This window comes from Nocardia sp. NPDC050717 (genome assembly GCF_040654275.1).
In the GTDB taxonomy this organism is placed as follows: domain Bacteria; phylum Actinomycetota; class Actinomycetes; order Mycobacteriales; family Mycobacteriaceae; genus Nocardia.
Genome location: NZ_JBFAHR010000001.1, coordinates 1,014,171 through 1,037,315 on the forward strand (window position 1 = coordinate 1,014,171; position 23,145 = coordinate 1,037,315).

19 protein-coding genes are annotated in these 23,145 nt (G+C 70.6%); 12 read left to right on the plus strand and 7 right to left on the minus strand.

Features of this window, described 5'->3' with window-relative positions; genetic code table 11:
* Nucleotides 1-56 precede the first annotated feature (56 nt).
* From AB0H56_RS04790 to AB0H56_RS04800, 3 genes are all read right to left on the minus strand, one after another.
* Complete coding sequence (locus tag AB0H56_RS04790; RefSeq protein WP_357157167.1) at nt 57-2,420, minus strand: DUF5682 family protein; 2,364 nt, start codon at nt 2,418-2,420, stop codon at nt 57-59.
* 352 nt (nt 2,421-2,772) lie between these two features.
* Nucleotides 2,773-3,873, minus strand: a complete 1,101-nt coding sequence (locus tag AB0H56_RS04795; protein ID WP_357157170.1) for an AAA family ATPase — start codon at nt 3,871-3,873, stop codon at nt 2,773-2,775.
* Nucleotides 3,870-6,758 (minus strand): SWIM zinc finger family protein, encoded by a 2,889-nt coding sequence (locus AB0H56_RS04800; protein ID WP_357157173.1) that lies wholly within the window; start codon nt 6,756-6,758, stop codon nt 3,870-3,872. Before AB0H56_RS04800 ends, AB0H56_RS04795 begins: the two co-directional genes overlap by 4 nt.
* Before the next feature lie 423 nt (nt 6,759-7,181).
* Between AB0H56_RS04800 and AB0H56_RS04805 the strand changes: the two genes are divergently transcribed.
* The 4 genes from AB0H56_RS04805 (at nt 7,182) to AB0H56_RS04820 (ending at nt 11,155) form a co-directional block, all read left to right on the plus strand.
* Entirely contained in the window at nt 7,182-9,755 is a 2,574-nt protein-coding gene (locus AB0H56_RS04805) for an AAA family ATPase (protein WP_357157176.1), read from the plus strand.
* 253 nt (nt 9,756-10,008) lie between these two features.
* Entirely contained in the window at nt 10,009-10,434 is a 426-nt protein-coding gene (locus AB0H56_RS04810) for a hypothetical protein (protein WP_357157179.1), read from the plus strand.
* Between the two features lie 34 nt (nt 10,435-10,468).
* Nucleotides 10,469-10,867, plus strand: coding sequence for a YchJ family protein (locus AB0H56_RS04815; protein ID WP_357157182.1), 399 nt, complete (start codon nt 10,469-10,471; stop codon nt 10,865-10,867).
* Nucleotides 10,868-10,879: 12 nt separating this feature from the next.
* A complete protein-coding gene (locus AB0H56_RS04820) occupies nt 10,880-11,155 on the plus strand; it encodes a SelT/SelW/SelH family protein (protein ID WP_357157185.1) in 276 nt (91 codons plus the stop codon).
* A 9-nt stretch (nt 11,156-11,164) separates the two neighbouring features.
* Here AB0H56_RS04820 and AB0H56_RS04825 read toward each other — a convergent pair whose 3' ends face one another.
* Nucleotides 11,165-11,389 carry a zinc ribbon domain-containing protein gene (locus tag AB0H56_RS04825; RefSeq protein ID WP_357157188.1) on the minus strand — a complete coding sequence of 75 codons (225 nt, stop codon included), beginning with the start codon at nt 11,387-11,389 and terminating at the stop codon, nt 11,165-11,167.
* Nucleotides 11,390-11,735: 346 nt separating this feature from the next.
* Here AB0H56_RS04825 and AB0H56_RS04830 point away from each other — a divergent pair, with 346 nt between their 5' ends.
* Nucleotides 11,736-13,313, plus strand: a complete 1,578-nt coding sequence (locus AB0H56_RS04830) for a carboxylesterase/lipase family protein (protein ID WP_357157191.1) — start codon at nt 11,736-11,738, stop codon at nt 13,311-13,313.
* Between the two features lie 32 nt (nt 13,314-13,345).
* On the opposite strand, the gene AB0H56_RS04835 is transcribed toward AB0H56_RS04830, so the two are convergent.
* The 3 genes from AB0H56_RS04835 to AB0H56_RS04845 all read right to left on the minus strand — a co-directional run bounded on the left by AB0H56_RS04835 (nt 13,346) and on the right by AB0H56_RS04845 (nt 16,913).
* Nucleotides 13,346-14,674 (minus strand): cytochrome P450, encoded by a 1,329-nt coding sequence (locus tag AB0H56_RS04835; protein ID WP_357157194.1) that lies wholly within the window; start codon nt 14,672-14,674, stop codon nt 13,346-13,348.
* 106 nt (nt 14,675-14,780) lie between these two features.
* Nucleotides 14,781-15,494 (minus strand): TIGR03089 family protein, encoded by a 714-nt coding sequence (locus AB0H56_RS04840; protein WP_357157197.1) that lies wholly within the window; start codon nt 15,492-15,494, stop codon nt 14,781-14,783.
* 3 nt (nt 15,495-15,497) lie between these two features.
* Nucleotides 15,498-16,913: an LCP family protein gene (locus tag AB0H56_RS04845; protein WP_357157878.1), complete on the minus strand. Its 1,416-nt coding sequence runs from the start codon at nt 16,911-16,913 to the stop codon at nt 15,498-15,500.
* Between the two features lie 231 nt (nt 16,914-17,144).
* On the opposite strand from AB0H56_RS04845, the gene rfbD reads away from it, so the two are divergent.
* The 7 genes from rfbD (at nt 17,145) to AB0H56_RS04880 (ending at nt 23,088) form a co-directional block, all read left to right on the plus strand.
* Nucleotides 17,145-18,002 carry a dTDP-4-dehydrorhamnose reductase gene (gene rfbD, locus AB0H56_RS04850; RefSeq protein ID WP_357157200.1) on the plus strand — a complete coding sequence of 286 codons (858 nt, stop codon included), beginning with the start codon at nt 17,145-17,147 and terminating at the stop codon, nt 18,000-18,002.
* A gap of 11 nt (nt 18,003-18,013) precedes the next feature.
* Entirely contained in the window at nt 18,014-18,910 is an 897-nt protein-coding gene (locus tag AB0H56_RS04855) for a glycosyltransferase family 2 protein (protein ID WP_357157203.1), read from the plus strand.
* A gap of 35 nt (nt 18,911-18,945) precedes the next feature.
* Nucleotides 18,946-20,025, plus strand: a complete 1,080-nt coding sequence (locus AB0H56_RS04860) for an NDP-sugar synthase (protein WP_357157206.1) — start codon at nt 18,946-18,948, stop codon at nt 20,023-20,025.
* A gap of 115 nt (nt 20,026-20,140) precedes the next feature.
* Nucleotides 20,141-20,674 carry a DUF3558 domain-containing protein gene (locus AB0H56_RS04865; RefSeq protein WP_357157881.1) on the plus strand — a complete coding sequence of 178 codons (534 nt, stop codon included), beginning with the start codon at nt 20,141-20,143 and terminating at the stop codon, nt 20,672-20,674.
* 34 nt (nt 20,675-20,708) lie between these two features.
* Nucleotides 20,709-21,134 (plus strand): hypothetical protein, encoded by a 426-nt coding sequence (locus AB0H56_RS04870; RefSeq protein ID WP_357157209.1) that lies wholly within the window; start codon nt 20,709-20,711, stop codon nt 21,132-21,134.
* Nucleotides 21,131-22,333, plus strand: coding sequence for a WXG100 family type VII secretion target (locus AB0H56_RS04875; protein WP_357157212.1), 1,203 nt, complete (start codon nt 21,131-21,133; stop codon nt 22,331-22,333). The genes AB0H56_RS04870 and AB0H56_RS04875 overlap by 4 nt, the downstream gene beginning before the upstream one ends.
* A complete protein-coding gene (locus tag AB0H56_RS04880) occupies nt 22,333-23,088 on the plus strand; it encodes an ESX secretion-associated protein EspG (protein ID WP_357157215.1) in 756 nt (251 codons plus the stop codon). Before AB0H56_RS04875 ends, AB0H56_RS04880 begins: the two co-directional genes overlap by 1 nt.
* Nucleotides 23,089-23,145: the final 57 nt, after the last annotated feature.

The window sequence follows — 23,145 nt, forward strand, 5'->3', positions numbered from 1 at the left end:
CCGGCGGCACTCCGACGGCCCGGTGCCGGTACCACGTGGTGTCGGTGCGGCCGGGTTCATCCCGTCGCTCCAAGGATCGTGGCGGCCGCCCGCAGCGCCACCTGTCCACGGGCCGGATCGACAGCGACGGCGGCTGCCGTGGTCGACCTGGTCGGACCCGTATCGCGCAGTGCCTGCCCGATCGCGCGGCGTTCCCCGGATTCGAAGGAGCCGAAGGTGCGGCGCAGCAGCGGGAGGGTGGCGACGAACTGGTCCTCGCCGAGTTCGCGCAGCCATTCGTCGATGCGGCGCAACAACTCCCGATCGTGCACGAGCAGCAGGCCGCGGCCGCCGAGGAAGCCGTCGATCCAGGCTGCCTTGGCGGCCGGGGTGTTGCCGACGGACAGGGCGGCGGCCAGCCGCCGGGCCGAATCGGCGTCGTCGATGCGCTCGGCGTCGCAGAGCAGCCGCACCGCGCGGCCCGCGATCGCGCCGTGCACGTCGTCGCGATCGGCGATGCGCTGCAGGGTCGAGAGCCATTCGGTGCTCGCGTGCTCGTCGTCGCGGGTGCTGATGGCGGTGTGCGCGGCGTCGATCTGGGCGCGCAGGGCCTCGGCCGCGTCGGTGTCGAGGCCGGTGACGGCGCCGGGCAGGCCGGCGCAGATCCGCACCAGCAGGCCGTCGGCGACGTGCGCCAGCGCCTTGGTGTCGGTGCCGCGGACGTCGCCGTAGCGCAGCGTCCGCGTCAGGCCGGGGAGCGCGCCGAGCAGGTGGGTGACGTCGTGATCCAGGGCAGCGGCCGCCTCGAGCCGGGTGATCAGGCCCTCGGTGGCGCCGCCGAGATCGGCGAGCAGCGCGGTCTCGAGCGCGTCGGCGAGCTCGGTGACCGAGACGGCGTCGCGGCTGGCGGTGTCGAGGATCTTGGCCTCGGCGGCGGTGCGCAGCGTGGTGCCCCAGACCGCGGCCTCGACGATGCGCACCGCGAATTCCGGTTCCCAGCGCAGCGCCCACGTCTCACGGAAGGTGCCGGTGTTGCGGACCTCGCCCACCGTCGGTGTGCCCCAGTCGATCCCGAGCAGGCGCAGCCGGTGCAGCAGGTGTGATCGTTCGACGTCGCGGTCCTTGCGCAGGTCCAGGTCGACGGTGCGGGTGAGGGCCTCCTGCTTGAGCCGGAGGGTCTTGATCCTGGCCCGCAGGTCGGCCGCCAGCGGAACGGTGGGGGTGTCCTCGGGCACGCTGCCGAGGGTCTCGCCGACCACCAGTTCGTCGATCACCAGCCGCAGCATCGTCTCGTCGCCCGCGCACATCACCGACCGCACGGCCTCGGTGACCTCGGACAAGCCGGGCAGCGGCCGGTCCCGCAGCGCCGCGAGGGTGTCGGCCAGCCGGACGGATTCGATGATGTGCGCGCTCGACACGGGCAGGTCGTGGGCCCGTAGGACCCCTGCCACCTTGGTCAGCCAGCGCGCCACCGGACGCTCGGTCTCGGTGAACAGGTGGTGGTACCAGCCCGGTGAGGTGACGCCGGCGCCGTACCCGGAGCTGGTGGCCAGGCGCGAATGCGTCCACGGCACCCACGTCAGCGCGGCTTTGGTCTTCGGCAGCCCTTTGAGCAGCCGGGCATCCGGCGCCGCGGGCCCGAGCGGACCGGTCAGCGCGGGCGCGTGCCACGCACCGCACACCACGGCGACCCGCCTGGCCCCGTCCTTGAGCGTCTGCCGCAGCACCTGCCGCATGTACGCCTCACGCCGCAACGTGTGCTCGTCGACCACCAGCGGCGCCCACCGATCCGGCTGTCCGGAAGGCGAATCCGAACCCGGCCACGCCGGTTCGGTCGGATCTCCCGTCGACGGGTCGCCGGGCCCGAGTGCGTCGGCTGCGTCCTGGTCGGCGGTGACCGGCGACGTCGCGTCGATCGGTGGGGTCACGGCGGGTGTGGCGCCGGGGGGTGCGTGGTCGGGAGCGTCCTCGCGCAGGGCGGCCATGGCCTCGGTGATGGCGTCGAAAGCGGCGCTGTCGGGGACGGATTCGACGACCGAGTCCCACCAGCGTTCGGCGTCGTCGTAGCCGGCGGCCGCGGCGAGAGTGCCGAGCGGGTCGGTGCGATCACCGCGGGTGTCCTCGTCGGCGGCGAGGACGTGCGCGGCGGGTAGGTCGCAGAACCGCACCGGCACCGCGTGCTCGACGCCGTAGCGCATGGCCTGCCACTCCGGGGAGAACACCGCGAACGGCCAGAAAGCTGCGCGGGCAGGCGAATCCGGCACATAGGCCAGCAGCGCCACCGGCGGGTGCATGGAGTCCGCCGCGACGTATCCGACCAGCGGGTCGGCGTCGGCGGGCCCCTCGATGAGAATGGCATCCGGCGCGAATTCCGCCAGTGCCTGCCGCAGGGATCGCGCCGACCCGGGACCGTGGTGCCGGATCCCGAAGACTTTGGTCACGGCACCCTCCTCGGTGCCCTGTCGCCGTGGCGAACTCGCAACGCCTGCCGTCGGCGCCGTCTCGACGTGCGCGGTGCCGGGGGAGGACAGTCCGCCGACTGTCGTGTTCGTCTCGTCGGCTACCTCCGCCGGATCGCAGGTAGCCTTCGGCATCTCCGTCCGGGCAGCACTGAGCAGGGGTCCCGCGCCGTTCCCGATTCCGGTCGCGCTGACGGAAGAAGCGGCGGAGCGGACGGCGTGCGCGACGGCCGTACCTGTGTACCGACTGGGCCGGGTTCCGCGGCCGCTGTGTTCACTCATCGAAAGCCCCATGTGCCCACCAGGTGTTTCGTTCCCCTCGTCCGTCGCGGATTCAGCCGGCGATCTCGCGGCAGGCACGGTAGAAGTCGGCCCAGTCCGGGCGTTCACGGACGACGGCCTCCAGATACTCGGTCCAGATGACCGAATCGGCGACCGGGTCCTTGATGACCGAACCGAGCACCGCCCCCGCGATGTCGGAGGCGCGCAGCACGCCGTCGCCGAAGTGCGCCGACAGCGCCAGGCCGTTGGTGATCACCGAGATGGCCTCGGCCGTGGACAGCGTGCCCGACGGGGTCTTCAGTTTGGTGCGGCCGTCGGCGGTGATGCCGGAGCGCAGCTCGCGGAACACGCGCACCACCCGGCGCACCTCCTCGGCGGCCGCGGGCACGGTCGGCAGTTCCAGTGCGGCGCCGAGCTGTTCGACCCGCCTGCTCACGATGGCCACCTCAGAGTCCTCGTCGGCGGGCAGCGGCAGCACCACGGTGTTGAAACGACGGCGCAGCGCCGAGGACAGATCGTTGACGCCACGGTCGCGATCATTCGCCGTGGCGATCACGTTGAAGCCCTTGGCCGCCTGCACCTCCGCGCCCAGCTCGGGCACCGGCAGCGTCTTCTCCGACAGGATGGTGATCAGCGCGTCCTGCACATCGGACGGGATGCGGGTGAGTTCCTCGATCCGCGCGATCGCGCCCGTGCGCATCGCCGTCATCACCGGCGAGGCCACCAGCGCCGCGTCGCTCGGCCCCTCGGCGAGCAGTCTGGCGTAGTTCCAGCCGTAACGGATCGCCTCCTCGGCGGTTCCCGAGGTGCCCTGCACCAGCAGCGTCGACTCGCCGCTGATGGCCGCCGAGAGATGTTCCGACACCCAGGTCTTGGCGGTGCCGGGCACGCCGAGCAGCAGCAGCGCGCGATCGGTGGCCAAGGTCGCGACCGCCACCTCCATCAACCGCCGCGGCCCCACGTACTTGGGCGTGATCACCGTCCCGTCGTCGAGCGTGCCGCCGAGCACATAGGTGACCACCGCCCACGGCGACAGCCGCCAGGACGGCGGTCGGGGCCGATCGTCGACGCGGGCCAGCGCGGCCAGCTCGTCGGCGAAGGCCTGTTCGGCGTGCGGCCGCAGCAGGGTGGTTGCCGGTTCGGTGGTGGTCATCGCAGCTCCTCGAGCATGGTCGCGCGGTCGGTGAGATCGTGGGCGAGTCGGTAGAAGGCCTGTTGCCAGGCGGGGTCGTCGGTGGTGTCGGCGAGGGCGGTGACGCGCGCGGCCAGGTCGACGGGCAGGTGCACGCCCGCCGCGGTGAGCAGCGCGCGGTCGGTGTAGACCCCCGCGCTGGCATGCGGTTGGCGGCCCGTGGTGCGCGCGCGTTCGCTCAGCAGCCGCAGCACGTGGTCGGCGACCGGGGCGGGCCAGGGATGGTCCAGCCCGGGCAGGACCGCGTGCAGTTCGGTGAGCTGATGCGCGTCGAGGTCGAGGACGTGCTCGATCCGGTCGGCGGCGGCGAGCAGGCCGAACAGTTCACGGCGGCGCAGCACGGCCTGCTCGGTCGGGGTCGCGTTGGCGAACAGCGCACGCGCCCAGGTGGTCTCGCGCTGGGCGATGGCGGCGTCGACCCAGCCGTCGACGATCGCCTTGGCATAGCGCGGCGGCAGCGTGAGCGCCATGGCCGCCTCGGCGGTCGCCGAGCCGGTGGCGCCGACCAGCGGCGCCCACGCCGTGAGCGGCGCCGCCGACACGGCCTGGTGCAGCGTCGTCACGGTCGAATCGGGAGTGTCCCAGCGCAATCTGGCCTGATCGGTGCCGTCGGTGATGCCGTCGCGCCGGGCCTGCGCGTCGACCTCGGTGGGCACGCTGACCTCCACGCCGCCGTCGGCGTCGACCCGCACCCACGCGGCCACCAGGGCGGCCATCCGTTGTCCGTACGCGGAGCCGGGCAGGCGGGCCAGCAGGTTCGCCGCCGTCCGCCGGACATCGCCGCGCCGATCGTCGAGCGCCCGCTCCAGCAAGGGTTCGTCGGCGCTGTTCAGGCCGTGTTCCAACAGCGCGAGCAGTTCGGCCTTGATCGGGCCGGACTCCTTCGCCCACGCGGCGCTCAGGGCCTCGCGCGCGGCGGCCGGATCGCTGCGCCGCAGCTGGGCCAACCAGTCCTTGCGTTCGCCCGGCGCGCCGAACAGCCAGACATCCTGGGTGACAACCGAAGTCTCGCCGTCGATGACCGCGTCGGCCGGATCCGCCGGGAACGCGTCGAGCAACGCCGACCACGCGGGATTGCGTGCCGCGAGCCAGCGCCCACGCCGTCCCGCCAGCCGCAACAGGGGACCGCGCAGTTGCACGTCGGAGGCGGCGGTGAGCGCCTGCACGCACAGCACATCCGGCAGCCGGAAATCGGACGGCGCCGCGGCGGCGAACCACTCGGGCAGGAAGGCCGACTTGTCCGCCAGCATCCGGCGCAGCCGTTCGGCCGCCTTGCGGGGCAGCAGCGGACGCGGATCGTCCGCGGCGGCTTCGGGTTTGGGTGCGGTGCCGGGGAGCCGGCCGCCGCGCAGGTACAGGTCCTGGAGCGCGGCGGTGTCGAGCAGCCGGACGGCCGGTTCCCCCGCGTGACGCGGCACCGCGTCCGTGACCGCCGCCGCCACCTCGAGGCCGTCGACGCCGCGTCGCGCGGTACCGAGCAGCGCGACCGAAACCAGTTCGGCCAGTTCGGGAGACGGGGCGGACCCGCTCGGGAACTCGGTCTCCAGATCGCTCACCTCGCCCGCGCTGAGCACCGAGATCGGGTCGAAACCGTCGGCGCGCCACTCGCCGGCGACCGTCACCGGATGACCACCCGACACGGCGATCAACCGCCACGGCCGCACCCCGGCGGGCAGGGGCAGGGCCGTGCCCTCGGCGTCGACCAGCTGCCAGCCGTGCTCGTCGAGCGCCGGGACGACCTCGGCCAGCACGGCGGGCCACGCCCGCAGCCAGGGATCGGCGCCCAGCGCGGCGGCGTAGGCGTCGAGCGCGTCGGCGATCGTGTGGCCGCCGAGCGCGGGCACGGTGGTGAACGGCTCAGGCACGCCGTGGCGGGTGCCCCACTGCACGCGCAGCGGCGCCGCGCCGGGATAGAAATGCACGTCGGCGTCCATCTCGTGGCCGGGTGCGGGCACCTCGCCGGTGAAATTCGGGGAGCCGAAGGAATGCTCGACCAGCACCGCCCAGCGCCCGCTCTCGCGGCCGCGCAGCCAGGTGCGCCGGGTGTGCAGCCGCTCCTCCTCGCTGACCCGCATGCCGAGCACCTGCCAGCGGTCACGCACCGCGGGCTCGGCCAGCACGGTCTCGGCGTTCGTCGGATAGCCGACATGCGTGCGCACGCCCGCCCGCAGCGGCTCTGGCAGGGCGTCGATACCGCGATGGGCCAGCACCAGCAGGTGCAGCCGGGCGTACTCGCGCAGCAGCAGCTCCGGCCAGTGCTCGGTCGACATCATCGCGGCGGGCAGCCGGCGCAGTGTGGCCGCGACCCCGGGCGCCTGGGCGTCGACCATCCGTGCCGCGATCGCCTCGTAGGCGGCGAACGACCTGTCGGTCTGGGCGAGGCCGGTGCGGATCTGGTCGGTGAGCCACACCTCCAGCTCGGTCAGTCCCGCCGACACCCGCGCCCGGCGTTGCTCGACGGTCGCCGGTGACGGGGTCGTCGACGCCTTGGCCTTGGCGGGCGCGGCGGCCTTGGCGGCCCGGCCCGCCAGCCATTCGGCCGCGAAATCGGCGGGCGCGTCCCGGTCCGGCACCGTGCCGCCCGACCAGGCGAGCAGCAGCGACAGGGCGTGCTTGCAGGGGAATTTCCGGCTCGGGCACGAGCATTTGTACGCGGGCCCGGCCAGATCGACGACGGTCTGATACGGCTTGGCGCCGCTGCCCTGGCACAGCCCCCACACGGCGTTCCCGTCGGCGCCGGTCTCGCGCCAGCGACCGGCCAGCTTGCGCGCGGCAGCCAGTGAGCTCGCGTCGGGCGCGAGTGCGCGGACCTGCTCCTCGGTCCACGGCGCCTGTCGGTCGGTCATCGCCTTCCCCCGTTCTGTGTCGCCGCAATATCTACCGCAGCGCACCGACAACTGCCGCGCACGTCGGTGAACCACCTGGAAAACGCTGTTACTGTGGCGGATTCACGTTTTCCCTCTTGCTGCCTGCGGCAAAGTCTGGCATTCTGACCTGTTCGGCTCGCCCGGACCGCCCACGCCGCTCAACGGAGCGTATCGCGGGTGTGAACACCTCATCGAGCTGCCCGCCGGGGTGGACGAGGGGTGGACATCGATGGGCCCGCCGCGGCTCAACGATGGCCATTCCACTCCCGCGGGCAGATTCGCTGGGGCACTGCGCATCCCCTGGGCGAACGCACCGCGATCAGGTAGCGTTTCCCGCGAGGATCTGGTCGGCCGTGCGCCGGCCGCCGTGGTGCGCACGGGCGCGAAGGGGGATGTCGCAGGGTGTGCTCGGATCGGATCGCCGAGGTGGTCGCGCGCGAGCTCGCGGCCGATCCGGCCGTGGACGCGCAGGTCGCCGACTGTGTGATGGCCGCGCTCGCCGAGGCCGACGACGACAGGGCCGAACCGGACGCCGGGGACACCGGCGTCTTCCTGCGCGCCATCTCGGTGCACGGCTTCCGCGGCATCGGGCCGACGGCGACGCTGCGGCTCGACCCAGGCCCCGGGCTCACCCTGGTCGTCGGCCGGAACGGCAGCGGCAAGTCGAGCTTCGCCGAGGCCGCCGAATTCGCGTTGACCGGCGGCAACCGGCGCTGGGACGGCCGGTCCACCGCGTGGCGCGAAGGATGGCGCAACCTGCACGAACCCGACCTCGCCCGGATCGAGGTCGACCTGCTCACCGCGGGCGCCGACACCGAACTCACCGTCGCCGCGCACTGGGCGCCCGGCGGTGACCTCGCCGACGCGCAATGGACCGAGCGGCGCGGCGCCGCGCCGTCGACCCCGGTGGATCCGCGCAGCAGCCGTCAGCGGCTCGACCTGTACCGCCCGTTCCTGTCCTACAGCGAACTCGGCGCCCTCGTCGACGGCAAGCCCAGCGACCTGTTCGACGCCCTGCACCGCCTGCTCGGCCTCGACGAACTCGCCGCCGCCGCCGAACGCATCCGCCTGCGCAAGCTGGAACTCGAACGGGCCGTGAAGGATTCGCGGCAGTCGCGGACCGACCTGCTGGCCGAACTGGTCGAGGTCGACGACGACCGCGCCCGTCGCGTCGCCGAGCTGCTGCGTGCGCCCGAACCCGACCTCGACGCGGTGGCCGCGGCCGTCGCCGGGTCGGTGCTCGACGTCGACGGGCCCGAGGGGCTGCGCGCGATCCTGCGCCTCGCCCTCCCCGGCGCCGCCGAGGTCGAGGCGGCGGTGGATCGGCTCGCCGACGCGACGGCGGAACTGTCACGCCACGCCACCGCCGACGCCGAGTCCGACCTGCGCGTCCTCGAATTGCTCACGCGCGCACGTGAACACGCGGCTCTCGCGGGCGCCTGCCCCTGCCCGGTCTGCGGCCGCGGCGACCTCGACGAGGCCTGGCTCGCCGCCGCCGATGCCGAGATCGCCGAGCGCGGAGCTCATCTCGCAGCCTTTCGCGCGGCCCGCGCCGAGTTCGAGTCCGCGCTGGCTGCCGTCCGGGCGTTGTCCTCCCGGGTTCCAGCCGAATTGATGCCACCTGTGCACGAGGGAAATGAGGAAGCCGGCGGAAGGCAGGGGAGTACCGGCAGTAGTCCGGTTAGCGGCGGAGGGCAGGCGACTACCGACGGTAGTCCGGTCACTGGCGGAGGGCAGGCGTCGACCGGAGGTAGTCCGGTGACCGGCGGTGGGACGTCTGTTCTCAGCGCTCGGCTCGCGAGCGTTCGGCGCTGCTGGGCGGCGTGGGCTGCCTTGCGAGAGGCCGACTTCGACGAGGGGATGCCGAAGCGGATCCGCGTGACGCACGCCGAACTCACCGCGGAGCTCGCGGCCCTGCACCGCGAGACCGGCGCCGAACTCGAGCGGCTCGACTCGGTGTGGTCGCCGCTGGTCCCGCGCATTCTCGACTGGCTCCGCCCGGCACGGACCGTCTCCGCCGACGCGGGCGAACTGCGGGTCGTGAAGAAGGCCGCCGACTGGCTCAAGTCCGCGACCGCGACGATCCGTGGCGAGCGGATGCGCCCGCTGGAGAGCACCGCCCGCTGGGTGTGGAGCACGCTGCGGCAGCAGAGCAATGTGGAACTCGGGGCGATCCGGTTGCAGGGCAGCGCGGGCACGGCGCGACGGGTACTGCTCGACGTCACGGTCGACGAGGTCGACGGCGCCGCGCTCGGCGTGATGAGCCAGGGCGAGCTGCACGCGCTCGGGCTGTCGCTGTTCCTGCCGCGAGCGACCATGGCGCACAGCCCCTTCCGCTTCGTCATGATCGACGACCCGGTGCAGGCCATGGATCCGGCGAAGGTGGACGGGCTGGCCAGGGTGCTCGCCGAGGTGGCGATCACCCGGCAGGTGGTGGTGTTCACCCACGACGAGCGCCTGGCCGAGGCGGTGCGGCGGATGCAGCTCGACGCCACCGTGCTCGAGGTGCAGCGCCGCGAACGTTCCGTCGTCGAGGTGCGGGTGACCGGCGATCCGGTCCGCCGCTACCTCGACGACGCGCGGTCGCTGCTGCGCACACCCCAGCTGCCGCCCGCCATCGCCGACGAGCTCGTCGCCACCTGCTGCCGCTCCGCGATCGAGGCCGCCGGGCTGGCCAAGGCCCGCCACGAACTGCTCGCCACCGGCCTCGACCACGCCGAAGTGGAACGGCGCGTGCGCAAGGCCCACACCACGCGCGCCATGCTCACCCTCGCGATCATGGGCACCGGCGCCCGCGTCGACGACCTCAACAAGCACCTCAGCGCCGTCGGCGGCCGCTGGCTGGTCGGTGTGCTGCGCGACGCCACCGCTGGCGCGCACGTCCCGATCGACCGCCCGATGCGCGAATTGATCAGCGACACGGAACGATTCATCGCGTGGCTGCGTGCTCATGAACCCGCCGCGGTGCGCTCATGAGCGGGGTGGGGCATGACCGTTCGGCAGAGCGGAACGATCGTCAGCCCGCGCGCCGAGGTCACCGCGCGCGACCAGCACGAGAAGTGGCCTCGCACCCCGTCGCGGGATCGAGCACCCCGGTGAGCGGTCGTGGCCGAACGCCGGTCGCGGTGCCGTGTTCGCGAGCGGTGGGCGGGGCACCGCCCGTGGGTCGGGGTCGTAAGCCGCGGGTGCTCGGTGCGCCACCCCGTGGCGGCCGCATGGTGGCGCTGTCGTGAACAGGCGTACTCGTCGCCGCGGCGTGACCTACACGCCGCGTCCCTCGGTGGCCGAGCGGCTCGAGGCGGCCGAGCATCTGCTGACCGGCTCCGTCTCGGATGCGGGTGGCGTGTGGTCGCGGGCGGTGGCGTGGATTCTGCGGCTCGCGCTCGAGCAGGCCGTCGACGAACTGTGGGCGCAGATCGCGCCGGAGCTCATGCGCTGTCCGATGCGGGCCCAGCTGCTGGCCCTGCGCGTGTACGCGGGGCCGGAGACCGCGGGGCAGGTGGGCGCGGTGTGGGCGGCGCTGTCGCGGGCCGCGCACCACCTCGACTACGAGATGGCGCCGAGCGTGACCGATCTGCGGCGCTGGCGGGATCAGACCGCCGAGCTGGCACGGGCGCTCGAGCTGGTCCCGCTGGCCCACCAGCCCTTCGCCTGACCACCTGCCCGCTCGCACCGGCCGACCGGGCAGGATGACCCGCATGGGTGAAGCGAAACCATGTCCGTGCCGGCGCGGCGAACCGTTCGACGCCTGCTGCGGCCCGATCCTGGCCGGCGCGAAACCGCCGCCGACCGCCGAGACCCTGATGCGCTCGCGCTACACCGCCTACGTCATCGGTGACGTGGACTACCTGCTGCGCTCCTGGCACCCGAACACCCGCCCCGCCGAGCTCGCGCTCGACCCGGCACAGCGATGGCTGTTCCTGGAGATCGTCGGCACCCAGCGCGGCGGCCCGTTCGACGACAACGGCACCGTCGAGTTCATCGCGCACTACAAGCTCGACGGCGTCCGCGACGCGATGCACGAGCTGAGCACGTTCGTGCGGGTCGACGGCGCGTGGGTGTATCTCGACGGCACCTTCCAGGCCTGACACACTGACCTCGTGCCCCGGATCGCGATCGAGTACTGCACCCAGTGCCGCTGGCTCCTGCGCGCCGGCTGGATGGCGCAGGAACTGCTCACCACCTTCGCCACCGACCTCGACGAGGTGGCGCTGATTCCCGGCCAGGGCGGTGTCTTCCGCATCACCCTCGACGACGAACAGCTGTGGGAACGCAAGGCCGACGGCGGTTTTCCCGACATCGCGAGCCTCAAACAGCGCGTGCGCGATCGCATCGACCCCGACCGCGACCTCGGCCACTCCGACCGCCGCGACTGAGCGCGCGGCTCAGCAGCAGCCGCCGCCCCCGCAGCAGCCGCCGCCGGCGGCGGGACGGGGTGCCGCGACCGGGGCCGGGGCGGCGCCGCGGCCGGTGGTCGCGAAGGTGGTCAGCAGTTTGACGGTGTCGTCGTGGCCCGCGGGGCAGGCGGCCGGGTCCGAGGCCTGTGCCATCGGGCGGTTCACGTCGAACGTGTCGCCGCAGGAGCGACACCGGAAGCTGTAGTTCGGCATCGGCACAGTGTATGCAGTCGGGACCGGACACAGAACGGCATTGTCAGCGTATTTCCAGCTACCGGGTGCGCGGCGGGATCGGCAGGCGCTGACGGCGGGAAGGGCACGCTCGGCCGGTGGGTCCCGGCGCCGGTTCGCGCGGCTGGAATCTCGGCGTGACCGCCCCGGCCGGTGCCGGAGCGCGGCTGACGTCTGTGTCCGCGGAGTAACCGTTACCTGCGGGAATGGTGCGTTGGCGGGCTGTCGGTGGCGGGTCGACGTACTCTCGTAGTGAGTCACCAGGTGCTGCGGCCTGCGGGAGCAAATACACAGGCACCCGTGGGTCGCGCCGGCTAGGAGGTGTGCGATGAGCATTCAGCCCGATCTCGACCCCGACCTGCGGACGCACGAGGCCGAGCCGCTGGCGCGCACGGAATACGGAATGGTCAGCGGTGTCTGGGACGGTCCGATCGCCGTCTGGCGCAGCGTCCCCTACGCCGCCGCGCCCGTCGGACCAGCGCGTTTCTCCCTGCCGAAGCCCCCGCTTCCGTGGGACGGCGTGCGCGACTGTGCCGTCTTCGGCGACATCGCCCCGCAGGCGATGGGCGCGATGGTGCCGGTCGACTCCGATCTGGCCATGGGCGAGGACTGCCTGTGGGTCAACGTCTGGTCACCGCGCCCCGAGCCCGGCGACGACGAGCCGCGACCGGTGATGGTGTGGCTGCACGGCGGCGCCTACTGTCTCGGCACGGCCGCGCAGAGCATCTACGACGGCCGCAAGCTGGCCGAGGCGGGCGATGTGGTGGTCGTCTCGGTGAACTACCGGCTCGGGGTGCTCGGTTTCCTCGACCTGTCCTCCTTCGGCGACCGGTTCGCCGCCAATCTCGGCCTGCACGACCAGCTGGCCGCGCTGGTCTGGGTGCGCGACAACATCGCCGCGTTCGGCGGCGATCCCGGCAATGTCACCGTCTTCGGCGAATCCTCGGGCGCCGGGTGCGTCACCGCGCTGCTCACCTCGCCCGCCGCGAGCGGGCTGTTCCACAAGGCGATCGCCCAGAGTCCTCCCGCCACCACGGTTTTCGGACAGGAACGGGCCGCCTTCGTCGCACAGCGCTATCTCGAACTGCTCGAACTCGGGCCGGGGGAGGCACAGCGGTTGCTCGAGCTGCCGATCGAGCAGCTCGTCGAGATCGGGGCCGTATTGCTGGACGAGGTGCCGATCAAGGAACCGGGCAGATTGGCGGCGGCGCCCGTGGTCGACGGTGACCTGCTGCCCGGCTATCCGATCGACCGGTTCCAGCAGGGCCTTTCCCATCAGGTGCCGCTGCTGATCGGCACCAACCGCGACGAGGCGTCCCTGTTCCGGGTGCTGCGCTCACCGATCATGCCGGTGACGCCCGACGCGGTGAACGCCATGCTGCGCGATGTCGCCGCCTCGCACCCGGAGATGTCACCCGAGCGGATCGCCGAGATCACCTCCGCCTACCCGGATCTGATGAAAACCCGTGGCGCGCTGGCGATGTCCACCGACGCGGCCTTCCGGATGCCTGCCGCCTGGGTCGCCGAAGGCCACGCCCAGCACTCACCGACCTGGATGTACCGCTTCGACTACGCCACCCCGATGTTGAAGGCGGCCCGGGTCGGTGCGGGCCACGCCACCGAATTGCCGTATGTCTTCGGCAATTTCGGCACCCTCAACCACGACCCCACCTTCTGGCTCGGCGGCCGCAAGGCCTCGATCGCGGTCTCCGGCCGCATGCAGCGCCGCTGGCTGGCCTTCGCCGAACACGGCGTCCCCGCCGCCCTCGACGGTTCCAAACACTGGCCGCACTACAAGCCCTCGGCCCGCACCACCCTGCTCATCGACACCATCGACCACGTCGTCGACAACCCCGACGCCGACCTCCACACCGCGTGGGGCGACCAGGCGGTCGGCTTTAGCTGACGACGCCACGGCCGAACGGAGCGCGCCGACGGTCAGGACCGCCGGGCCGCGTCGGCCAGTCCGTCCGGCGCCGCACTGCGCGCGACCGGCCCCAGGTCGACCGGCATGTGCTCGAAACCGTGCAGGGTGAACAGGTTCCGACGGATCGGCTCGCCGCGCAGGCGGAGGTCGGGGTAGCGGGTGTAGAGCGCGCGCAGGGCGTGCACCGCTTCCATCCGCGCCAGGCTCGCGCCGAGACAGGAGTGGACCCCACTGCTGAACGCGACGTGATCCTTCACATTCGGGCGGTCGATGTCGAAGCGGTGCGGATCGGGGAACACGGCCGGGTCGCGGTTGGCACCGGCCAGCGACAGGATGACGGTGGTCCCCGGCCGGAGCCGGACGCCGTCGAGTTCGACCGCCTCGAGCACCTCGCGTGCGGTGGTCTGCACCGGCGGATCGAACCGCAGCGTCTCCTCTACCACGTCGGCCCAGCGATCCGGATCGCGCTGCGCGATCGCGAGCTGATCGGGATGGGCCGACAGCGCGGCCACGGCGTTGCCGATCAGATTGACCGTGGTCTCGAAACCGGCGCCCATGAGCAGGCTCGCCCCGGCCTGGAGCTCGCGCAGGTTCAGCTCACCCGAGACCACCAGTGTCGAGAGGATGTCGTCGCCGGGCTCGCGGCGCAGCTTCGCGATGTGGGCGGCCAGGTAGTCGTCCATCGACTCGATGGCGCGCATGGCGTCGCGGTAGGCGGCCCATGGGGTGCCGATGTCGAGCAGCGGCGTCACCCGGTCGCCCCAGCGCAGGAACATCTCCCGGTCGGCGGCGGGGAAGCCGAGCATCTCGGCGATGATCGCGATCGGCACCCTGGCCGCGAAATCGGTGATCAGGTCGACCGAGCCGTGCGCGGGCATCGCGTCGAGCAGTTCGGCGGTGACCACCTCCACCCGATCGCGCAGCCTGGCGATCGCGCGCGGGGTGAACGCCGAGGCCACCGGCTTGCGCATCCTGGTGTGCTCGGGCGGATCGAGCACCAGCATCGAGGGCGGCTCGACGGGATTGGGCGGGACCGTGACCCGCGCGGCCAGCGATCGCCACGGCGCGGGCAGGTCGCCACCGAGTGCCTGACGAACCCCGAATCGGTTGTCGCGCAGGATCGCCCGGACCTGGGGATGATCGAAGGCCGCGTAGGACACCGCGGTGCGAACCGGTCCGCCGGGCGCGCGCAGTTCGTCGATCAGCGGATACGGATCGTGCAGCCCGCGCTGTCCGCTGAGCAGATCGGCGAACGGATCACCCTTGCGGCGTCGCCAGCGCAGGATCGCCCGCGCCGCGCCGTGCTCCGCCGACCATCGCAACCAGTACTGCGCGATCATGGGCCACCCCTGCCACTGTGCCGAATGGATTCCTCCACCGTACGGACTTATCCGACAGAGCGAAACGTGTTCCAGTCGGAGTACGACCTATACCTGGGTAGGAGCCTCAGCGGCGTACCGTCACGCGCTCGGTGGCGACGCGGTGTTCCAGCGCGGCCGGATCGGGGTTGACGACCTGCACCAGCGAGGCACCGGCCACCAGGACCGCGAGATAGCCCTCGATCAGCTCCTCGGCGGTGTCCCAGCGCGCGCTCGACAGCACCCGGTCACCGGCGGTGATCCCGTGCAGCGCGGCCGATTTCCTGGCCTCGGCGAGCACCTCGGCGACCGAGCGCCCGTCGAGCGCGGCCCGGAAACCACCGGGGTGGAACTGGTCGCCGTGCACGCGCACCGCGGTCGCGAAATCGGTGACGCCGACCGGCAGATCGCGCACCGGCGTGCCCATGGCGTCCAGCGACAGCACCGCCACCTCGTCGACACCGTCGGCGTCGTCGAGGCGGTCGGGGGTGACCAGCGCCAGATCCGCGTCGGGATCGGGAGCGAGCACGACTTCGGTTCCCGCCCACCAGCATCCGAGCAGGGCAGCGGCGGTCTGCCAGTGCGCGGGCAGCAGCACCGCGACCCGGGCGCCGGGGCTGAGCGCGAACTCGTCGCGCAGCAGGTTGGCTGTCTTGGCGGCCCAGTTGGCCAGGGTCAGACCGGACAGCTCGATGCGGGCGCCGGTGGCGTCGTCGTACCAGGTGACGCGGGGGCCGGCGGGGTCGCGTTCGAGGATCGGGTCGAGGAGGGCGTCGGTGAGGGTGGAAGTCGGCTCACGCATTGTTCAGTTCACGCATTTCGGTCCGTTCTGGCCTGCGTCGATCGGCGGGGCTGGCGGTACTGGCGTCGCGGTCGCGGAGGACGTTCCGTCGAAATCGAACATGCCTCCGGCGGCCGAGCCCGGACCAGAGTAGTCGCTCGCCAGCACGGCGCTCACGGTATCCGCCGACAGTGACGGATCCGCGATCACCGGGAGACCGCCCAGTGCCTCGGCGACCGCGGCCGCCTTCGGATCCTCGGCGTCGACGGCGAGCACCCGGCTCGAACTGACGCTTCCCCCGGTGTAGTTCCCCACCAGGCCCTCACGGAAACCCTTGCCCGTCAGGGCCGTCGACACCTTGCCCGCCAGGCCCGTCGCGCCACCGGCGTTGAACACGCTCACCGTGACCGTCGACGGGTCGACCTTCGGCTTGTCGTCCTTCGCCTTCTCCTCGCCGACCAGCCCGGCGACGTAGTCCTGCACCGCCTTGGGTTCCACCCGCACGACCGATTCGCCCGCCGAGGTCATGGAGTTGAGGTCGGCCACGGGGATGGTGTCGAATTCCACCTTGCCGCCGGAGAGGTCCTTGAGTTGCTGCAGGAACGCCAGCACGTCCCAGTCCTCGTCGAGCACGACGGTCCGGCCGACGGCCTCGCTGATCTCGCTCAGTTTGCCGGGGTTGGCCAGGATCTTGGCGTTGAGCAGCTGACCGACCAGCTGCGCCATGAACACCTGCTGGCGCACGATGCGGTCGATGTCACCACGCTGCAGGCCGTGGCGCTGACGCACGAAGCTCAACGCCTGCTGGCCGTCGAGGCGCTGCTGCCCGGCCGGGAAGTCCGCGCCCGACATGTACTCGTCGACCGCGTTGTTCAGGCACACCTCCACCCCGCCGACGGCATCGGTGAGCAGCACGAACCCGAGCAGGCTCACCTCGGCGTAGTGGTCGACGGTGATGCCGGTGAGCGAGGCCACCGACTTGATCAGCGCGGTGCGGCCCGCCTTGGTGGAGTCGCGCTCGGCGTCGGCCTCGGAGGCGCCCTTGTCCAGCAGTTTCGCGCGCTCGGTCTCCTTGGTGGCGCCGTAGGCGGAGTTGATCTTGCCCTTGCCCTGGCCGGGGATGTCGACGTAGGAGTCGCGCGGGATCGAGATCGCGGTGGCCGAGCGGCCGTCGTTGGGCACGCGCACCAGGACGACGGTGTCGGTGTTGGTGCCCACCTCGTCGCCCGCGTGCAGCATGGCGCGTTCGGCGGAGGTCAGCGGGTTGCCGTGGGCATCGGTGCGGCTGTCGACACCGACGAGCAGGATGTCGACCGCGCCGTCCCGGCCGCCGCCGAGCCCGAGCCCGCCGATGCGGTCGATATTGGCGATCAGATTGTCGACGCTGCGCCACGCGAATCCGGTGAGAGCCAGCACCAGGACCGCCGCGATCGCCACCATCACTTTCGCTGGGCCGAAGGCGCCAACGGGCGTGGCCACCGTCGGTGGTCTGGTCGACTCTCGCATCGTGCATCCTCTCGACGAACTCCGCGCCCAGCTCCGCATCTCCCCCGGCAAACTCCGCCATCTCGCACACCCGGGCTCGTCCGCCGAAACCGGCCATCACAGGCTAACCAACAGTTACCACACTCGGGCCGAACCGCAGGTGTCCCGGCGTGCCAGACTTGCCGCGTGAACGCCGATTCCCCCGCCCCCACCCGCCTGATCGTAACCGGAGCGCGCGGGCTGCTGGGGCGTGCGATCCTGCGGCTCGCGCCACATGCCACGGGCCTGGGCAGGGCCGATCTCGACATCACCGACCGGGCCGCCGTGGACGCGGTCCTCACTCCGGGCACGGTCGTGCTCAACTGCGCCGCCTACACCGCCGTCGACGCCGCCGAGACCGATCGCGAGGCAGCCTTCGCCGCGAACGCGACCGGGCCCGCGGTGCTGGCGGCCGCGTGCGCGGCGGCGGACGCCCGGCTGATCCAGGTGTCCACCGACTATGTGTTCCCCGGCACGGCGCGCACGCCGTACGAACCGGACGACCCCACCGGGCCCGCCACCGTCTACGGGCAGTCCAAGCTCGCGGGCGAACAGGCGGTGCTCGAGCTGTGTCCCGCCGCCCAGGTCGTGCGGACCGCCTGGGTGTACTCCGGGGTCGAGGGGGATTTCGTCGCCACCATGCGCAGGCTGGAAGCCGAACGCGACACCGTCACCGTCGTCGACGACCAGGTGGGCTCACCCACCAGCGCCGCCGACCTGGCCGCCGCGCTGCTGGAACTCACCACCCGCCCCGACGCGCCCCGCGTCCTGCACGCCACCAACGCAGGCACCGCCACCTGGTTCGACCTGGCCCGCGCGGTCTTCGGCGAGCTCGGCGCCGACCCCGCCCGGGTGCTGCCGTGCACCTCCGACGCCTTCCCCAGACCTGCCCCGCGCCCCGCCTATTCGGTGCTCTCCCCTGCGGTCTGGGACGCGGCCGGGCTCACCCCGTTGCGTTCCTGGCAATCCGCGCTGACCGACGCACTGCGGCCGGTGTCCGGCTAGGCTGCCCAGTCGTGAACGCAGCCGAATCCGCGGCCCCTGCTGGCCTTGCCGTCGTCACGGTGACCTACTCACCGGGCGAGCACCTCGAGCACTTCATCACCACCCTGGCCGACGCCACCAGCGAGAAGCCGCAGGTCATCCTGGCCGACAACGGCTCCACCGACGGCGTGCCCGAACTCGTCGCCGAGGCCAACTCGCACGTGCGGCTGCTGCGCACCGGGGGCAACATCGGCTACGGCGGCGCGATCAACCGGGCCGTCGCCGAGATCGACCCCTCGATCGAGTTCGTGATCCTGGCCAACCCGGACATCCGCTGGGGCGTCGACTCCATCGACAAGCTGCTCGAAGCCGCCAAGCGCTGGCCGCGGGCGGGCGCGTTCGGCCCGATGGTGCGCGAGCCCGACGGCAGCGTCTACCCCTCCGCGCGCCGGGTCCCCGGCCTGGCCGACGGCGCCGGGCACGCGATCCTGGGCACGATCTGGCCGAAGAACCCCTGGTCGGTGCGCTACCGCCAGGAGAACGAGGAGATCTCCGAGCGGGTCGTCGGTTGGCTGTCCGGCTCCTGCCTGCTGGTGCGCCGCGCCGCGTTCGACACCATCGACGGCTTCGACTCGCGCTACTTCATGTACATGGAGGACGTGGACTTCGGTGACCGCATGGGCAAGGCGGGCTGGCACAATGTGTTCGTCCCCGACGCCGAGGTGACCCACGCCAAGGGTCACGCCGCGGGCAAGCATCCCGAACTGATGCTGCCCGCCCACCACGCCAGCGCCTACCGGTTCCAGGCCGACCGGCATCCGCACTGGTGGCAGGCGCCGCTGCGGGGCGCGCTGCGCGCCGGACTTGCGGTCCGCTCCCGGATTGCGGTTCGATCGGCGCTGCGCGAGAAGGCGCGAACCGGGGCCTGAGTGGGTCCCGGTCCACTGTGAACAGGGGAAACTCGATGGCAGGCAATGCAGGCACCGACGCGGTCATCCTCGTCGGCGGACAGGGCACGCGGCTGCGTCCGCTCACCCTCTCGGCGCCCAAGCCGATGCTGCCGACGGCCGGGCTGCCGTTCCTGACCCACCTGCTGGCCCGCATCGCCGAGGCCGGGATCACGCACGTGGTGCTCGGCACCTCGTTCAAGGCCGAGGTGTTCGAGGAGCACTTCGGTGACGGCGCCGACCTCGGCCTCGAGATCGAGTACGTCACCGAGACCGAGCCGCTGGGCACCGGCGGCGGTATCCGCAACGTGCTGCCCAAGCTGCGCGCAGACAACGTCATGGTGTTCAACGGTGACGTGCTCGGCGGGACGGACCTCGGCGCGATCCTCGACACCCACGAGTCGACCAATGCCGATGTCACCCTTCATCTGGTCCGGGTGAGCGACCCGCGCGCGTTCGGCTGCGTGCCGACCGACGCCGACGGCCGGGTCACCGCGTTCCTGGAGAAGACCCAGGACCCGCCGACCGATCAGATCAACGCCGGCTGCTACGTGTTCCGCCGCGAGTACATCGAGAAGATCCCGACCGGCCGCCCGGTGTCGGTGGAGCGCGAGGTCTTCCCCGCGCTGCTCGCCGAGGGCGCCCGCGTGCAGGGCCACGTCGACGCCTCCTACTGGCGCGACATGGGCACCCCCGAGGACTTCGTGCGCGGCTCGGCCGACCTGGTCCGCGGCATCGCCCCCTCGCCCGCCCTGCCGGGGCAGCGCGGGGAGTCGCTGGTCCATCCCGGTGCCGGGGTCGCGCCGGGCGCGCTGCTCATCGGCGGCACCGTCGTCGGCCGCGGTGCCGAGATCGGCGCGGGCGCGCGCCTCGACGGCGCGGTCATCTTCGACGGCGCGGTCGTCGAGGCGGGCGCGACCGTGGAACGTTCCATCGTCGGCTTCGGCGCCCGGATCGGCCCGCGCGCCCTGGTCCGCGACGGCGTGATCGGCGACGGCGCCAACATCGGCGCCCGCTGCGAACTGCTGCGCGGTGCCCGTGTCTGGCCGGGCGTGGAAATCCCCGACGGCGGCATCCGCTTCTCCACGGACGTGTAGTCGGACATAGCGCACACGTATCCGATCCGGGTACGCTGCGATCCATCTCAAGGGGAGGGATGTAGTGATGGTTTGGTCGATACGACGTGTCACTGTCGTTGTCGGCGTCGTCGGCATGATCGTCGCAGTCGGCAGCTGCGCCTCAGCAGAGGATGGCGGAATGAATCCGACCTCCACTCTGTCAGTGAATGGGCATGAGCTGGCGAAGGACGTTCCCGCCGGGTTTGATCCGTGCCGAGATATTCCCGAACAGGTTCTCGCCGAAGAGCGCCTCGGCCATCAAGAACCGGACATCACCGAAGCGCCCGGGGGAGTGGTGTGGAAGGGCTGTGATTGGGTCTACAAGGGTGGTGGCGGCTACTCAACGAGCGTCCGCGTCACGAACCTGACAGTTGAGATGGTGCGTGACAAGAACTTTCAGGATGCGCAGGAATTCACGATCGGCGGGCGTGGGGCTATTTCCACGCGGCAGTTCGACGGACCGCACGTGAACGAAGTCTGCGATATTAACGTGGCGGTGCGCGGCGGCAGTGTTGAGGTGAATGTGGTGAATCCGCCGTCACGTCGGGATACTGGCCACCTGGACTCTTGCCAAATCGCTCGCTCGCTCGCGGAGAAGATCGCCCCTTCGATTCCCGAAAGTCTTTGAGAACCAACAGTTATCGGCGTAGGAGGGGAGTTCTGTGGCAGGCGAGAACGATCAGAGTGCCTTCTCAGGATTGATCGAGCAGGCACGGGGCGGGAGTCTTAATCTGCGGATGGAGCCGGAGGAGTTCGCACGAATTGAACGCGAATGCACCGAATTCCAAACTGCAATCGGACAGATCCAACAGGTGATGACCGATATTTCGAAGATTGAGACGTGGGGTTTCGGTGATCACGCGAACTCAGGACTGTCCTCGGCGAGAGTGATGGCGGATCGGTTCAGGTCAAAGGCTCGCGGCGGGGAAGACTCGTTCTTTGATGTCCTCGAAGAGCACTACGCGATCGTCGAAGACATCCGCGTACTCCATCAGGTGATCCGCGACCGGTTCATGGCCGAAGATGAAGCGTGGGCCGCACGCTTCCAAGCAGAAGTCGCTGCTCTTGACGCAGGAGGATCAAAATGACAGGTACGGAGCCCGTCCAGATCCCCCCTGCCACCGAGATACCGCTGTGCTGGACCCACAAGGGAATTCTCAACGCATTCGAGCAAGTCGCCACCGAGCCCGCGAACGGTGCGGCCACGAAATACCGTGAGTCCGGGACGAAGTGGACGAATGCTCTCGAACAGTTCCGCCAGCGCATGCAGGTCTCGATCGCGTCAGCGTGGGAGGGCGACTCGGCGACGGCATCGGTCAACGCCATCCGCCAGTACACGTCCGACGCGGACAAACTCACCCCCGCGTTCACGGCCATGAGCGATCAGGTCACCGCTGCCGCCGCAGCAGCGGTGAAGACGAAATCCGCGCTCCCCGGAGAAGTGGACCCGGGCTTCCTAGACAGCATGCCGTGGAACAAGGCCGTCGTTCGCGGCCAGCGCGAGGATGCCGAAGACGACGCACGTGACGTAATGGGCAACCAGTATGTCCTGCCCTTCTCCGGAACGGACAACTCGATCCCGGTTCTGCCCCGGCCGACCAACCCCACCCAATCCACCGAAGACCCCGGCGGAAGCACCGTCACCGACAACACGAATGGTGATGGCAACCAACCCGGCACGAACGACGGGACGCAACCGGCCCAAACGACCGACACCGAGAACCCAGAGGCGGAGACTCCATCCGAATCCTCGCCAACAGAGGATCCCTCGTCGTCGAACCCCACCTCCACCGAAGAAGACGACTCCACAGATACCGCTGGAACAAACAACCCGACCACCGACTCGCCGTCGACTTCGCCTGCGGCCACAAACCCGGCCACCACCAACCAGCCGACGGGGCTGGGGAGTGGAAGCGGTGGCGGATCGGGTGTCCCTGGCGGAGCGGGCGGCTCGCCCGGCACTGGCTCGCCAGTCGCCCCGAAGTCGGGTACCGCATTGCCAGGCGGCCTCGCGGCATCCGCGCCGGCTGCTGCGGCCGCCGCAGCGGGCGCCGGGTCAGCCGGATCCCGCGGAATGACCGGCATGCCAGGCATGATGGGCGCGGGTGCGGGCCGGGGTAAAGACGACGAATCCGAACACAAGATCCCCGACTACCTGATCACCGAAGCCAATGCCAGCGAGCTCATCGGCGATCTCCCACCAGCGGTGCGCGGTGGAGTGCTCGGTAGTCATTTCCCCGCCGCGAACCCGCCACGTACGGACGACCGCGCATCGGGAGGCACCTGATGTCCGAATGGACCTGGGATCCAGACCATTTTGCTGCGCTGTGGCTGAACGAAGGCCGTGACCGGTTCCCTCGCCCGCTGCATTTCACCAGCCGCTTCCGCTACCGCGAGGAGTTCGACGCCTATGGCAGGGAGATTCGTTCGCAATACTCCGGGGAGGAATCATCGGCGATCGAGCTGACACTGAATACTCTTGCAATGGCAGAGATTCGCGTCGAAGTCATCGCCGAGACAGGCCGATCGGGCAGCCACACTCATAGGATCGTGGGCGCAAGGGATCTCCACCATGCTGTGATCGCAGCGCAAACAGTCGTCGAGGGTGTTGATGGCCCGATTTGGGTTCGCCGTGGTCGACCAGAGAACCTGGGCAAGGGCATTGCCTCTCGAATCCCCCGATGCGCGCCTGGGGGAGGCCGGCCCGAGGAATTTTTCACACGTGATCTCGACACCAACTGCGAAAAATATTTCACTGACGTCGCCCACAATGCGCCAATCGAACGCTACCGGCGTTTGATCAATTGCCCTCGTGATGGATCAGGTTCTGCTGCGATCCGAGTCGGCGACTTTCAAGCTCGTAACGAGCCTCGCCGCTATTTCGAATGGCTCGATACGGCAGATGATGGGCGGTATCTCCTTCGCAGAACACCGGATCGCATCGTGGTTGAACCAGGCGATGATGTGAAAATTTCGTCGATATTGACGCATTGGATCCAAATCGAGTTGGACGAGTTACGAGAGAGCGTTCGAAATTGGTAGGGGATAATACGACGACGACTGCAGCAACTCGTGGTGGTCGCATCAACCAGGAAGCGA

Bases quoted from the DNA above. Each gene is read 5' to 3' on its own strand.
- AB0H56_RS04875 (WP_357157212.1), top strand. From the start codon at position 21,131: ATGACAGGTACGGAGCCCGTCCAGATCCCCCCTGCCACCGAGATACCG.
- AB0H56_RS04880 (WP_357157215.1), top strand. From the start codon at position 22,333: ATGTCCGAATGGACCTGGGATCCAGACCATTTTGCTGCGCTGTGGCTG.
- AB0H56_RS04845 (WP_357157878.1), bottom strand. From the start codon at position 16,913: ATGGTGGCGATCGCGGCGGTCCTGGTGCTGGCTCTCACCGGATTCGCG.
- AB0H56_RS04865 (WP_357157881.1), top strand. From the start codon at position 20,141: ATGATCGTCGCAGTCGGCAGCTGCGCCTCAGCAGAGGATGGCGGAATG.
- AB0H56_RS04800 (WP_357157173.1), bottom strand. From the start codon at position 6,758: ATGACCGACCGACAGGCGCCGTGGACCGAGGAGCAGGTCCGCGCACTC.
- AB0H56_RS04795 (WP_357157170.1), bottom strand. From the start codon at position 3,873: ATGACCACCACCGAACCGGCAACCACCCTGCTGCGGCCGCACGCCGAA.
- AB0H56_RS04815 (WP_357157182.1), top strand. From the start codon at position 10,469: ATGACCCGCATGGGTGAAGCGAAACCATGTCCGTGCCGGCGCGGCGAA.
- AB0H56_RS04860 (WP_357157206.1), top strand. From the start codon at position 18,946: ATGGCAGGCAATGCAGGCACCGACGCGGTCATCCTCGTCGGCGGACAG.
- AB0H56_RS04835 (WP_357157194.1), bottom strand. From the start codon at position 14,674: ATGATCGCGCAGTACTGGTTGCGATGGTCGGCGGAGCACGGCGCGGCG.
- AB0H56_RS04840 (WP_357157197.1), bottom strand. From the start codon at position 15,494: ATGCGTGAGCCGACTTCCACCCTCACCGACGCCCTCCTCGACCCGATC.
- AB0H56_RS04825 (WP_357157188.1), bottom strand. From the start codon at position 11,389: ATGCCGAACTACAGCTTCCGGTGTCGCTCCTGCGGCGACACGTTCGAC.
- AB0H56_RS04830 (WP_357157191.1), top strand. From the start codon at position 11,736: ATGAGCATTCAGCCCGATCTCGACCCCGACCTGCGGACGCACGAGGCC.